The 13,785-nt window shown below is 61.9% G+C and carries 13 protein-coding genes; 9 read left to right on the forward strand and 4 right to left on the reverse strand.

All coding sequences use genetic code 11. From position 1 onward, the window contains the following. Positions 1-177: 177 nt before the first annotated feature. From FH08_RS0117045 to FH08_RS0117085, 9 genes are all read left to right on the forward strand, one after another. Positions 178-828 carry a GntR family transcriptional regulator gene (locus FH08_RS0117045; RefSeq protein WP_051888333.1) on the forward strand — a complete coding sequence of 217 codons (651 nt, stop codon included), beginning with the start codon at positions 178-180 and terminating at the stop codon, positions 826-828. 57 nt (positions 829-885) lie between these two features. Next, entirely contained in the window at positions 886-1,692 is an 807-nt protein-coding gene (locus tag FH08_RS0117050) for an SDR family oxidoreductase (protein ID WP_031359484.1), read from the forward strand. Positions 1,693-1,723: 31 nt separating this feature from the next. Beyond that, on the forward strand, positions 1,724-2,656 hold the full coding sequence (locus FH08_RS0117055) for a 3-keto-5-aminohexanoate cleavage protein (protein WP_031359485.1): 933 nt from the start codon (positions 1,724-1,726) through the stop codon (positions 2,654-2,656). A 79-nt stretch (positions 2,657-2,735) separates the two neighbouring features. Next, complete coding sequence (locus tag FH08_RS0117060) at positions 2,736-3,482, forward strand: N-acyl homoserine lactonase family protein (RefSeq protein WP_031359486.1); 747 nt, start codon at positions 2,736-2,738, stop codon at positions 3,480-3,482. A gap of 57 nt (positions 3,483-3,539) precedes the next feature. Then, positions 3,540-4,667 carry a sugar ABC transporter substrate-binding protein gene (locus tag FH08_RS0117065; RefSeq protein ID WP_031359487.1) on the forward strand — a complete coding sequence of 376 codons (1,128 nt, stop codon included), beginning with the start codon at positions 3,540-3,542 and terminating at the stop codon, positions 4,665-4,667. Between the two features lie 17 nt (positions 4,668-4,684). After that, positions 4,685-6,229, forward strand: a complete 1,545-nt coding sequence (locus FH08_RS0117070) for a sugar ABC transporter ATP-binding protein (protein ID WP_051888327.1) — start codon at positions 4,685-4,687, stop codon at positions 6,227-6,229. Positions 6,230-6,268: 39 nt separating this feature from the next. Further along, positions 6,269-8,368: an ABC transporter permease subunit gene (locus tag FH08_RS0117075; protein WP_031359489.1), complete on the forward strand. Its 2,100-nt coding sequence runs from the start codon at positions 6,269-6,271 to the stop codon at positions 8,366-8,368. An 18-nt stretch (positions 8,369-8,386) separates the two neighbouring features. After that, positions 8,387-9,337 (forward strand): 3-hydroxyacyl-CoA dehydrogenase, encoded by a 951-nt coding sequence (locus tag FH08_RS0117080; protein WP_031359490.1) that lies wholly within the window; start codon positions 8,387-8,389, stop codon positions 9,335-9,337. Positions 9,338-9,352: 15 nt separating this feature from the next. Beyond that, complete coding sequence (locus tag FH08_RS0117085; protein ID WP_031359491.1) at positions 9,353-10,255, forward strand: SMP-30/gluconolactonase/LRE family protein; 903 nt, start codon at positions 9,353-9,355, stop codon at positions 10,253-10,255. 48 nt (positions 10,256-10,303) lie between these two features. Here the strand turns inward: FH08_RS0117085 and FH08_RS50470 are convergent, their stop codons facing one another. The 4 genes from FH08_RS50470 to FH08_RS0117100 all read right to left on the reverse strand — a co-directional run bounded on the left by FH08_RS50470 (position 10,304) and on the right by FH08_RS0117100 (position 13,686). Then, complete coding sequence (locus tag FH08_RS50470) at positions 10,304-10,504, reverse strand: YXWGXW repeat-containing protein (protein WP_075583344.1); 201 nt, start codon at positions 10,502-10,504, stop codon at positions 10,304-10,306. A gap of 56 nt (positions 10,505-10,560) precedes the next feature. Next, positions 10,561-11,709: a DUF1501 domain-containing protein gene (locus tag FH08_RS0117090; RefSeq protein WP_031359492.1), complete on the reverse strand. Its 1,149-nt coding sequence runs from the start codon at positions 11,707-11,709 to the stop codon at positions 10,561-10,563. A 4-nt stretch (positions 11,710-11,713) separates the two neighbouring features. Then, positions 11,714-13,138 (reverse strand): DUF1800 domain-containing protein, encoded by a 1,425-nt coding sequence (locus FH08_RS0117095; protein WP_419178012.1) that lies wholly within the window; start codon positions 13,136-13,138, stop codon positions 11,714-11,716. A gap of 74 nt (positions 13,139-13,212) precedes the next feature. Next, on the reverse strand, positions 13,213-13,686 hold the full coding sequence (locus FH08_RS0117100) for a periplasmic heavy metal sensor (protein ID WP_235210386.1): 474 nt from the start codon (positions 13,684-13,686) through the stop codon (positions 13,213-13,215). Positions 13,687-13,785 lie beyond the last annotated feature (99 nt).

Consider the following 13,785-nt stretch of genomic DNA (forward strand, 5'->3'; position numbering starts at 1 on the left):
ATCCCACGGCAGTCGCGTTTTCCCCTATGACTTGAAGGTTGACTCAGGACCGCAACAGCACCAAACTTCTTCCCGTAGTGTGATCACAGGTCACATATCTCGTAAGGAGTTGTTTAATTGCCGACACGTGAAACGAGCGCGGACGCGCTGCCGCTTGAGCTGGTGGCGCGCGAAACCATGGCGGGGCGAGTCTATGCCCAGTTGCGCGAGGCGATCATGACGGGGCGCTTTGCACCCGGTCAGGCGCTGAGCTTGCGCGGGGTGGCCGAAGCAGTCGGCTCATCGACCATGCCGGTGCGCGCCGCGCTCACGCGCCTGCAAGCTGAAGGCGCGTTGATCGACGGTCCGGGCCGCGCACTGATGGTGCCGCCCATGACGCTGGACCTGCTCGAAGAATTGCGCGACGTGCGGATTGCCCTTGAAGGCTGCGTGGCAAAGCGGGCGGCATCGCGGATGACCAAGGAACATTTGAACGTACTGCAAGCCGTGTTCGACACCATGGATGCGCACGTGGAAGCCGGCGATGTCCCCGCATACCTGCGCAGTAACTTCGAATTCCATATAGCAATCTATACGCATGGCGCAAGCGACCTGACGCTCGCGACCATCCAGAATCTTTGGATGCGCATTGGCCCGTTCCTGAACCTCGTGGCGCCGGACATCCCGCATATGAGGTTGTCGATGGCGGCGCACCGCAAGATTGTCGATGCTCTCTGGAAGGGTGACGGTGAAGGCGCGCGCGCGGGCATTGAGGAGGACATCGGCGGCGCCGCGGCGGACTTGCGGGAACGCTTGCAGAGCAGGGAAGCGGCCAGGGCCTCAGGCTGACTTGGGCCTGTGAATCTAGCCTGTAAGCTGGACCAAAAAATAACGAGGGAGACAAACATGTCAGTTCTACAGATGTTGAAGCCACACGCGGGGTTGCGCGTGCTGGTCACGGGCGGCGCGTCGGGTATTGGTCTTGTGATCGCGCGTGCTTTCGTCGACGCCGGATCGCGCGTGCATGTCTGCGACTCGAGCCGGCAAGCTATCGACGAGCTCAATGAAGCCGAGCAAAGCGCAGAGATGAATGCGATCACGTACACGCTCGCGGATGTGTCGGACCGTGCGGCGGTCGACCGTGTATTCGACGATGTGGACGCGCAGCTTGGCGGTCTCGACGTGCTGATCAACAACGCGGGGATCGCAGGTCCCACGGGCGGTATCGACGAGATGGACACGGATGACTGGGAACAGACCGTAGACGTGAACCTCAATGCTCAGTTCTACTTCGCACGTCGCGCGGTGCCAATGTTGCGCAAGGCCCGCGACGGCGGGTCGATCATTGCGTTGTCATCGGTGGCGGGGCGGCTCGGCTACGCGTACCGTACACCGTACTCAGCCACCAAGTGGGCGGTCGTTGGCCTGACGAAAAGCCTCGCCATCGAGTTGGGACCGGACAACATTCGCGTCAATGCCATCCAGCCGGGCATTGTGAAGGGTCCGCGAATCGAACGCGTGATCTCCGCGCGGGCGGAACAGTTGGGTCTTTCCTACGAACAGATGGAAAAAGAATACCTCGCGAAAATCTCCCTGCGCCGCATGACCACGCCGGAAGAAGTGGCGGCGACCGCGCTGTTCCTGTGTTCGCCGGGAGGCAGCGGCATCTCGGGGCAGGCGATCTCGGTGTGCGGGAACGTCGAAGTGCTCTGAACGCTTTTCTTATCCGACGAGGGCTTACAGCATGGCAACGAAGCGTAAAGTTATTATTACCTGTGCACCCACGGGCGCGATTCATACTCCGTCGATGTCGCCGTATCTGCCGGTCACACCGCAAGAGATCGGCGATGCAGCACTCGCTGCCGCGCGAGAAGGTGCAGCAATCCTGCATCTGCATGCACGCGATCCCAACGACGGCCGGCCCACGCAAGACCCTGCCGTGTTTCAGCAGTTCCTGCCGCGTATCAAGGCTGAAACCGACGCGGTGATCAATATCACGAGCGGCGGCAGTCCACACATGACGGTGGAGGAGCGGTTAAAACCGGCTCACCATTTCAAGCCGGAGGTGGCGTCGCTGAACATGGGCTCGATGAATTTCGGCCTCTATCCCATGCTCGACCGCTTCAAGGAGTTCAAGCACGACTGGGAGCGCCAGCATCTGGCGAATAGCCGCGACCTGATCTTCAAGAACACGTTCAAGGACATTGAATACATCCTCACGTCATGCGGCGCGAACGGTACCCGTTTCGAATACGAGTGCTACGACATCTCGCACTTGTACAACCTCGCACATTTCGTTGACCGCGGTCTCGCGAAACCGCCGTTCTTCGTACAGAGCGTGTTCGGGCTGCTTGGCGGTATCGGACCCCATCCGGAAGACCTGATGCACATGCGCCGCACGGCCGACCGTCTGTTCGGAAGCGACTATGTGTGGTCGATCCTCGGTGCCGGACGTAACCAGATTCCGCTGGCGACGCTTGGCGTGGCGCAGGGATCGAACGTGCGGGTCGGGCTGGAAGATTCGCTGTGGATTGAGGCCGGCAAGCTGGCTGAATCCAGCGCCGCACAGGTCGTGAAGATTCGGCAGGTGATCGAAGGCCTGTCGCTGGATATTGCGACTCCGGATGAGGCACGTGCAATGCTCGGACTCAAGGGCGCGGACAACACGAATTTCTAAAGTGTCTTAAAGGACGCAACTCCTTCAACCTTTGACGGTGGAGACCATCGTGGCTGTGTCGAAACTCAAGGTCGTGGCAATGCCTACGGGCTGGCTGACTGTCGATCGTTCATCGCAGATCTATGGCCGCTACTATGGCCAGCAGATCAAGGTCCCGGTGTGGTCGACGGCGATTGTAGGCGGCGACAAGAAAATTGTGGTGGATACGGGGATTCACGATCCGGGCTGGGTGTCGAGCTTCGTCTGTCCCTGCGAACAGGCGCCGGAAGAGCGGCTTGAACGTGCGCTAAAAGAGTATGTGGGCTGGAATGCGGACGACGTGGATATTGTCATCAACACCCACCTCCACTACGACCATTCCGGCGGCAATACGCTCTTCAAGAACGCACGTTTCGTGGTCCAGGCAAGCGAGTGGGAATACGCAGGCAGGCCCTTGCCGACGCAGTCCACGTTCTATCAGGAGTTCTTGATCGGCCGCGAACCGCTCGCCTATTTTCGCTGGCAGTTCGTGCACGGTGTCGCCGATATCGCACCCGGCGTGCGGGTTGTGCCAACACCGGGACACACGCCGGGGCATCAATCGGTTGCCGTTGATACTGCCGACGGCGTGGTCCTGATTGCCGGCGACTGCGCAAGCTGCATGGAAAACATTGTCGATCTGGTGCCGGTCGGCATTGTCCACGAGACGGCCGCCGAGCTGGCATCGCTTAAGCGTATCCGGCAGATCGCGGACTTTGTCATTCCGGGCCACGACCCCAATGTCGTGGCGGGTTCAGCGGGCATTGAACTGCCCGCCAGTGCACGACTGAAGCACGTGGAAGGTTAGTACTACGAGCGTTGAACGAAGCGAATCATATAACCATACGCAGAATCGGAGGAAGACATGAACGCACTGACGAACACCATCCGTCGGGGGGCCCGGCTTGCGCTGGGCGCCGCGCTTCTCGCGACGCTGGCCGTCTCGGGACAGGCCTCGGCGGCGGGTAAATACAAGATTTTCCTGTCGATGAGTTATGTCGGCAATGACTGGCAAACCGAGGCCGCCAACATGGTGAAGGCGATGGCCGCCACGCCGGGGCTGAAGGACAAGGTCGACCTTGAAGTACAGGTTGCCGGCACGGACGCCCAGAAACAGATCCAGCAGATCAACTCGATGGTCCAGGCGGGCGCCAAAGCTATCGTGATCTATCCGATCTCGCCGACCGCGTTGAATCGCGCCATCAAGAACGCCTGTTCCAAGGGCGTGGTGGTGGCAGCCTATGACGGCGAAGTGACCGAACCTTGCGCCCATAACGTGACGATCGACCAGAAGCAAGCCGGTACAGTCACCGCGGAATGGCTCGCGAAGACCATCAACGGCAAGGGCAACATCGTGCTGATCAACGGCGTGCCGGGCACGTCCGTGGACCGTGCGCGCACCGAGGCTGCGAAGGCCGTGTTCGCAAAGTATCCGGGGATCAAGATCGTCGCGGAAGGCACGGGCATGTGGAGTCAGGCAACGGCCAAGACGGAGTTGTCGAAGATCCTGGCCACCAATAGCTGGGACAAGATCGATGGTTTATGGATGCAGGTGGGCTGCTTCACCGCGGCATCCATGCAGCTCGAAGCCGGCATAGCGGACGACAAGGTCAAGCCGTGCGCGGGTGAATCGTCGAACGGTCACCGCGTGCAGATGCTGCCGCCCGGGACGGTGAAGGGCGACGGTGGCTATCGCTCGATTGGCTACCGGTCCATCTCGTATGGCTCGCCGCCTTATTCCGGTGCGCTGGCGCTGAAGATGGCCGTGGACAAGCTCGACGGCAAGGACTTCCCGGCACACGTGACGCTCAAGTTGCCGCTGGTACTGACATCGCAATCGAAACTGTGCGCGACCGGTTCCATCGAGGAACTGAAGAACGGATGCACCGCGTTCATGCCGGACAAGGTGCCGCCGGGCTGGTTTGCGGACATTTATTCGGCCGAGACCACTGAAGTTGGTTTCAATGCGGCGCTGACCGGCAAGCCGGACTAAGAATCGAGGAATACGCCATGTCGAGTGCAGGGACAGAGAACACGAGCAACGCGGGCAGCAATGGTTGGGCGCTCGATCTCTCGAAGGTCACCAAGCGGTTCGGCGCTACTGTCGCGCTCGACAACGCGTCGTTCCGCGTCAAGCGCGGCGCCGTTCATGCGTTGCTCGGCGAGAACGGCGCTGGCAAGTCGACGACCGTCAAGCTGCTGTCCGGTCTCATGCAGCCGGATGCGGGCAGCATCTCGATCATGGGCCGCAACGTGAACATGCGCGGTCCCAGGGACGCGCATCGTGCAGGCGTGCAGACGGCGTTCCAGGAGATGACCCTGGTGCGGGACTTGACCGTCGCGCAGAACCTGTTGATGTCTTACGAACCGACTGGCTGGTTTGGCCGGATCCGGCAACGTGAATCACAAAAGCAGGCCGCGCAATGGCTCGAACGGCTCGAACTGGGCGATATCCGCCCGGGTGCCTATATCCGCGATCTCGCGCTACCCGTGCGCCAGAAGATCGAGATTGCGAAGGCGCTGGTTCGCCAGCCTGAAGTGCTGCTACTCGACGAACCTACGTCCGCGCTCTCCGGACGTGACGTTGCGTGGTTGTCGAGAAGGATCGAGGAATTGAAGGCGCGTGGGGTGACCTTTGTGTTCATCACGCACCGGATGCAGGAAGTGCGCGAGTTCTGCGACAGCCTCACGGTGTATAGAAACGGCCGCGACGTGGGTGCTTTCGATACCGATTCGATCTCGGACGACGAAGTTATCCGTCTCGTGATCGGCCGTTCGATGGACGCCAAATATCCGCCTAAAGTGGCCACCCCGTCAACGCTTCAGACTCCGGCAATGGAAGCGCGCGGCATCAAGGTGGATGGCGTGGTCAACGACTTCGACCTGACGTTGAAGGCAGGCGAAGTGCATGGCATCGCAGCGCTGCAAGGCATGGGACAGCGCGAGATTTTCGAGGCGTTGTTCGGTGCCGAGTTTATCGACGCGGGTCAGATCCTGATCGATGGAAAACGAGTCACGCTGACCTCGACCGCCGATTCGCTGAAGGCCGGGGTATCGACGAGTTTCCTGCCGGAAGATCGCAAGACCGAAGGTTTGTTCTTGCGTCTGCCGGGTGGGGAGAACATCTCGCTGCCGGTCATCAAGCGCTTCACGCGCTTCGGCCTGATCGACAGAAAACGCGAGCAGGCCGCCATCAAGCGGGCGCTCGCGCAAATGGAAGTCAATTCGCGGGCAGTCTACAAGCCATGCCTCTCCTTCTCGGGCGGAAACCAGCAGAAGATCGCCATGGCGAAATGGCTGCTGACGCAAAGCCGCGCGTGGCTCATGTTCGACCCCACGCGCGGCGTTGACGTGGGAACCAAGCATCAGATCTTCGTGCTGATGCGTGCGTTCGCGGCGGCCGGCGGCTCAGTGCTGTTCTATTCCACCGACGTGCCGGAGCTGGTCAATGTGTGCGACCGCGTGTCGGTGGTGTATCGCGGGCGCAATGTCGCGGAGCTGGCGGGCGAGACGCTCACCGAAGAGAACGTGATGCGCAAGATGCTTTCAAGTTGATGGGCTTATGAAGCTCGTTCAGGCAATCAGAGGTTGACCATGAAAATTGCAATAGCACCGCCCGAAAGCGAGGTCGTCCGACCCGGTGCGCATGTCGGTTTTCGGGCGCGTGTGGATCATTATCGTGGCTTGATCATCGCGATCGGTGCGCTGCTCGCGATGATGATCGCGTGGATATCGTTATCGGCCACGCCGGTCGGGCTGTACGACGTCGGCTCCGTGATCTCCAGCAGCACGACGCTTGCGCTCGCCGGGATTGGACAGACCATCGTTGTATTGAGCGGTGGTTTCGATCTGTCCGCATCGGCAGTGGTGTCGTTGTCCAACGTGCTCGCGGTGCGCTTCGTGCAGGGCACGCCGATCGAACAATGGGGCGGCGTCGCGTTGATTCTTGCGATTGGCGGAGGCATCGGACTCGTCAACGGCGCGTTGATCGCATGGTTCCGGCTCCAGTCGATCGTGGTCACGCTTGCCACCATGTTCATGGTGCAAGGCCTGACGCTGCTGATCCAGAACAAACCGGGCGGCAGCATCGGCGATCAGTTCGGCGCTTTCATCACCTCCGATCTCGTGCCCGATAAAGTCCCCATGTCAGCGGCCGTGCTGGTCGTCGCGCTGCTTGTGTGGACCTTCGTCAAACGTACGCGCTTCGGCGTGGGCCTGTATGCGCTCGGCAGCGATCCCGATGGCGCTTATGCGAACGGCATGCCTGTCAGAGGCTACCGGATCGCCACCTACGCGCTCGCCGGCATGTTCTACGCGGCTGCGGGCTTGTATGTATCGGCACAGACGGGGTCCGCTGATCCGCTCGTGGGCCGGCCGTTGCTGCTCTCCATGTTCACGGCTGTCGTGCTGGGTGGCACATGGCTAGGCGGCGGACGAGGCGGCTGCGTGGGCACGGTGTTCGCTGCGATGACCCTGATGATCACAGTCAATATCCTGCTGGTGCTCAACGTATCCGCGTTTTTTACGACGATCGCTGAAGCGGTGATCCTGATCCTGGCGGTGCTCGGGTCGTCGGTCGGCAAGCAGTCGGCGGCGCATCATTGCGCGCGCTACGCCGGACGATGGTTCACCGCGTGGACCACCGGAACGCGTGCACGCAATGACCAGGGCGCGCGGCGCGTGAAGTTCGAAGTGGAGAACTTCCGTCCGATAGAAAACACGGAGCTCAAGGGGCACGTGCTGGGCGACTGGATCGAACGCAATCGCGAATGGGTCAAGTACATCGTGCCGGCGTATCTGCTGTTCTTTGCGGTGATCGCGATTACCGGCGTGGTCTATGGCCCGGGCGTGCTCGTAAGCGCCAACTTCTATACGAGCTTGCTGACGCTGACCTTGTTCCTGGCTGTTCTAGGGCTTGGGCAAGGCGCGGTGATCCTGACCGGTGGACTCGATCTTTCCGTGCCCTGGCTCATCACGCTATCGGGCGTGTTGCTGACCGGGCTGACGCATGGCGTCAACGAAGCCGCGGCGTGGGCCGTGCCGCTGGTGCTGTGCGCAGGCTTGGCTGTAGGCGTGTTCAATGGCGTGGGCGTAGTGGTGCTGGGCTTGCCGCCGATTGTGGTCACACTCGCCGCTAACGGCTTGTTGCAGGGCATTACGCTGATTTATTGCAACGGTTCGCCGCAAGGCTGGGCGCCGTCGGCGATCAGCAATTTCACAAACGGGCGTGTGGGTCCCTTGTCGCTTGCCGCGTGGTGCGTGCCGTTGTTCCTTGCATTGGCATTGTTGCTGCTCCATCGCACGGCCTTCGGGCGTCGCGTCTATGCGGTCGGCAACTCGCAGGTCGCGGCGAAGCTGTCAGGCGTGCGTGTCGGCGCCACCCTGATCGCGGTATATTGCCTTTCGGGTTTGTGTTCCGCTGTGGTGGGATTGTTGCTTGCAGGCTTCAGCAGCCAGGCGTTCCTCGGCATGGGCGATCCGTATCTGCTGCCGTCCATTGCTGTTGTGGTCGTGGGCGGCGCGTTGATCACCGGCGGCCGAGGTCACTATCTCGGTGTGTTCGGCGGCGCGTTGCTGCTGACTGCGCTGGGTACGCTACTCGCCGGCACCACGGTGCCGCCGGCCGTGCGCGACATCATCAACGGCCTTGTTGTACTGGCTGCCGTGATTACGTTGCGCGATAAAAAAGCTTGATTATCGATGGAGCTACCCATGCGCAGACGCGTTGCAGTGATTGGATCGGGACGAATAGGCCGCGCGTGGGCAATTGTGTTCGCGCGTGCGGGTTTCGGGGTCAGGCTGCATGATGCCGACCGCGCGATGCTCGGCGGCGCGATTCCGTCTATCCGCCGCAGTGTGTCGGATCTCGCCGAATATGGGTTGATCGACGAGCCGGAAGAGCAGATCGTGTCGCGTGTCACGGCATGTGAACAGCTAGCGGTCGCGGTGAGCGATGTCGACCTGGTGCAGGAGAACATTGCGGAGATCGTGGAGGTCAAGCGCACGTTGTTTGCCGAACTGGACAAGCTGACACGCCCCGATACGCTGCTGGCCAGTTCGACCTCCGGCTTGCCTGCCTCCACGTTCACCGAGGCGCTGGAGGGCCGCGCACGGTGCCTTGTGGCGCACCCCGTGAATCCGCCTTCGCTCGTGCCGCTGGTCGAGCTATGCGGTGCGCCGTGGACGTCACCGGACACGCTGGCCCGTGCGCGTGCGCTGTACGAAGAAGCGGGTCAGCGGCCGGTGACCGTTGCACGCGAGATCCCGGGTTTCTTGCTGAACCGCCTGCAAGGGGCGCTTCTCGACGAAGCATTGAGCCTTTATGCGCGAGGTTATGCAAGCGCCGCCGATCTCGACACCGTGATGCGCGACGGCCTCGGACTGCGCTGGTCGTTCATGGGACCATTTGAAACCATCGACCTGAACGCGCCCGGCGGCGTGACAGATTATGCCGCGCGTTATGGCGCGATGTACCGCTCGTTCGCGAAGGACAGCGTGCCGTTCGACTGGTCGCCCGACAGCATCGCAAGACTCGATGCCGAGCGTCGCGAGGTGTTGCCGCTCGACGAGATAGAAAACCGTAGCCACTGGCGCGACCGGCGGCTGATGGCGTTGCTCGCGCATCGCCGCGCAACGTCGAAGTCCGATGACGACAAGAGTTGATAACCGGAGACAGCCATGATCGAAACCCGTCTGATCGTCGATGCCAACAATCATCTCGGCGAGGGACCGCTGTGGGATGTGAAGGAACAGCGCCTCTACTGGATCGACAGCACTGCTGCCGAGATCAGCAGTTGCCGCGCCGACGGCAGCGACATACGGCGCTATTTCGTGCCGCGCCACATTGGTTCGATGGCGTTGCGCGAGCGCGGCGGCGCGGTGGTTGCGCTCGCGAACGGCCTGCATTTCTACGACTTCGAGACGCAGACGGTCAAGCTCATTGCCGACCCGGAGAGCGACGACCCCGAGACGCGATTCAACGACGGCAAAGTGGACCGGCGAGGGCGGTTTATCGCTGGCACGATGGCGTATGACTTCGACCGTTACGACGCCGATCGCGGCCAGCGTCCGACCCGCAGCGGCGGGTTATATCGGCTGGATGTGAATGGTGCGGTGACGCGTCTGGATGGTGGCATCATTTGTTCGAACGGTCCTTGCTGGAGCCCGGACAACCGCACCTTCTATTTCACCGATTCCTACGACAGGAAGATGTTCGCATACGACTACGACATCGAGACCGGGGCGGTGGCGAACCGGCGGGTGTTTGCATCGGCACACGATCTGGCGGGTACGTTCGACGGCGCGACGGTCGATGCCGAGGGCTATCTCTGGTCGGCGCTCGTGTTTGGCGGACGGATCTTGCGATTTGCGCCGGACGGCAAGCTTGATCGCACAGTGGAGTTTCCTGTACGAAACCTCACGAGCGTGATGTTCGGCGGTCCGAACCTGGATATCTTGTTTGTCACTACCATGGGCCGGCCCATGTGGGGCATTCCGCAGAAGGAGCGCGATAAGGGCGGGTTGTTCGCCATCACCGGGCTGGGCGTAAAAGGTTTGCCTGAACCCAGGTTTGCAGGATAGGGGCGGACGTGTGCGCTTCAGCGCGCACGGCAACTGTCCCTAGCGGATTCAGTACGCTGCCCAATGCCCGCGCACCCACACCCACTGGTTGGCTTCCCATTTGTAGTGTCCTTTCACCCAGTGGTAACCCGGCGCAGGTTGCGCCGGAACCACCTCAACAAGCGGCTCCGGGCGTGGCGGGTGTGCGGGTTCCACTACGCAAGCGGTGAGCATGATACTAAGGAGTCCAATGCTGAATACATGTTTCATTTTTAACTTTTCCCTGGTGAATTTAATGACGCGACTGGCTACCAGTCATTGTGTCGCTAAGTCCGCAGCAACCTGCTGGACATCGGGCTCGCAGTCTTCTGTGTAAAAAGAGTTGCCCTGACGTGAACCGGATCGAGGCCGAAGGTCTCCCCTGCCGCAGCGGCAATCAGGCTGTCGAGCCCGAGTGTCGGCCGCAAATCCCGTCCCTGATACAGAGCCGACGGCGCGAGCCCGGGCCAGTCCGCCAGAATCCGGCCGCCTTTCACCGCACCGCCCAGCAGCATCGCGGCAGACGCCGTACCGTGATCCGTACCGCCCGTTCCATTCGCCGTTGCCATGCGCCCGAACTCGGTCGCGACCAGGACGGTCGTGTTCGCCCAATGCTCGCCGAGACCATCGCGCATGGATGCCATCATCGTGTCGAGCGCCTTCAGTTGCGCGCCTAGCCGCTGGTTCTGCGCGCTATGCGTATCCCATCCGCCAGTCTCGATCATCGCAATGCGCGGGCCGTCGCTACGGCCGAGGAAGCTCGCGGCCAGCTTGCCGAGGCTCGCCGGGTCCTGACGTGCGCCGGCATCGGCAGCGAGCCCGCGAGCGTCCATCGCCGAGCTCCAGAGCGCATGAAGCTGCGGGTCTCCCGAATAGAGTTGCGAGACGCGCACGAGCAGATCGTCGGGCGCCTGCGGCAGCGCGGACGGCGCATACGACGTCACCTCCGCGCGGCCGCGCAGCGCCAGCGGCACAGTGGGCGCGAGCGCGATTGCATTGGCCTTGGATGAAGGCAGCATCGACACCAGCCGGTTCAACCAGCCATCCTTCATCTGGTAAGGCGCAGTGCCACCGGTTTCGAGCACGTTCTGGCCGTCGAAGTGCGAGCGATCGCGGTATGGCGATGCAACTGCATGCACGAACAGCGCCTGCTGGGCGGCGTACATCTTCGCCGTTTCGACAAGCGACGGATGTAGCGCGAAGGTCCCGTCAAGCTTTGTTGCTGTAGACGGATCGATAGCTAGCGCCCCGCGCAGGCTTGCATAAGCGGGATCGGCATACGGCACCACGATGTTGAGACCATCGGCGGCGCCACGCTGGATCACAAACACAAACCGCCGGTCGGACTCCACCGAAGCAAACGCCATGCGTGACCCGACCAGCATTGCACCGACGCCTGCACCGGCGCACCACAAGAAATTGCGACGCGTGGTCATCGTGTTATCTCCTTTGGAAATCGGGGGAAACCAGCAGTAGCGCGAGTGCGGTCGGCGCGCTTTCCGCACGAGATAGTTCGGATGCCGTAGCATCGCTCAGCGAACCCGCGAGCAACTGGTTGCCGAGTGTGCGCGCATCGAGCGTATCGCCGATACGCGATGCAAACCGCTGCGCCGTCTCCACCCGGCGCACGAGCGCATCGGGTGCGGCCCAGCTTGCGGCTATGTCGTCGTAGCCCGCGGGTGAACCCGGCCGCCACACAGGCTGGCCGAGCTGCGTCAGCAAGGGCGCGACCTGTATGTTGCCGAGAGTGTTGAGGCCCAGTCCCCGCAGCGAGGACACCGTCCAGTCCCACGGTGTCTTGAACTTGGCATCGACTGGCGACCACGCTTCAGGCGAATCGATCAACACCTGGTACACGCTGGGCAGGTCGCCGTTCGTCGCGCTGAACACGCCGGCCAAACGATCAACCAGCGCGGGCGGCGGGGTATCGGCGACAAAATGCCGGGCGAGCTTGCCCGCAATATGCTGCGCAGTCGCGGGCGAGGCAGCCAGATCGTGCAGCACGGCCAGGGCTTGCTGCTCACCGGGCTGATCATATTGCCGGTTCATGATCGTGCGTGTCCCCGGCTCGTGCAATGGCTGACGAAACACGAATTGTCCAGGCGCGGCAGCATCATTACGCTGGGCGCCTGCGCCCATGCCGCCCATTGCACCGATGCTCCAGCCCGTCAGCGCACGGGCGAACTCGGTGACGTCGTTTTGATCGTAGCCGCTGCGCACGCCAAGCGTATGCAGCTCCATGATCTCGCGAGCCAGGTTTTCGTTGAGGCCGGGCTTGCGGTCGGGGTGGCGCATGGCAGCGCGTTCGGCCGCCGGACTATCGGGGCCCACCGAGCGCGCCTGATCGAGGAAGATCTGCATGGCCGGATGACGTTCGACAGCGATCAGCATGTCCTCGAAACGGCCCAGTACATGTGGGCGGATGGCTTCTACTTCGAACGAGCCGGCAAGCATGGCCACAGGCTGCTTTTCCACCGATACCGCGAAATGATTCGACCAGAAAGCCACCAGCCGTTCGACAAACGGTGTGGGCGTTTGCAGCGCGCTCACGAACCGGGCGTTGACTGCTGCACGATAAACATCACGGAGTTTTTCGTTATAGGACTTGCGCACCGCCTGCTTGTCGTCGGCCTCGGCGTTGCGGATGGCGCTTTGGCGATCGGCGAATTCGGCCGCGAGCGCACTGCTTGAAGGTTGGTCTCCTAACGCTTGCGGCATCGCCTGATAACTTGCGCCGGAGAGCTGGCTCTTGAGCCAGCCCTTCGGATCGGACGGGGCTGTTTCGCCCGCACGGGCACCGAGTCCGAAGCGATTCAGCGCGATCGCGGCCGGGGTCACGGATGTCACAGATGTCACGTCAGCCATGGCTGTTCCCACGAATCGAGTTGCTATGTTGCTTAAACGATGGGGCCGCGTGAATCCGTCGGTGCGTCCTGCGTTTATTTTTTGGGCGGCGGCCCGACATGCAGCGGGCCGTGCTGCTCCAGGGCATCGACGAGTTTGAGCCGTTCATCGGGCGTCAACGTGGAGGCAAACTCAGCCACCGTTGCTTCGACCTGTGCACGCACGGCAACATCGGCTGCGCGGGTGCGGGCGAGCGCTGCGTCGAGCGCGGCGCGATCGAATTGCGGCGCAGCGAGCGCCTGCACAACATCGATTCGGCCCGAACGCGCATCTGTGATCAATGGCAGGCTCTCACGGCGTGTCTGCCGCAGCGACTGGCGCAACTGGTCCTGGCGATCCTTGGGCAGTTCAGCCGCGGCGAAGCGCAAGCCGCGTTGCTGCGCGAGCACCTCGGTCTGCTGCTTCGCCATCCATCGATACGTCCCGCCCGCTATTGCCCCGAGCAGGAAGATGTTGAGCACCAGCGACACGATCAGCAGTGTCTTGAGCCGGGTTGTCGGCATGGTCATTGGTCGCTCCAGTCGGCCGTCGTGCTGCTGAAAACGGTGCTTTCACCGGTTTGATCGAAGAGGCTCGGCGGGTTCGCCGACGTGATGTAGAAAGATCCG

The organism is Caballeronia sordidicola (genome assembly GCF_000729995.1).
Classification (GTDB): Bacteria; Pseudomonadota; Gammaproteobacteria; order Burkholderiales; family Burkholderiaceae; genus Caballeronia; species Caballeronia sordidicola_A.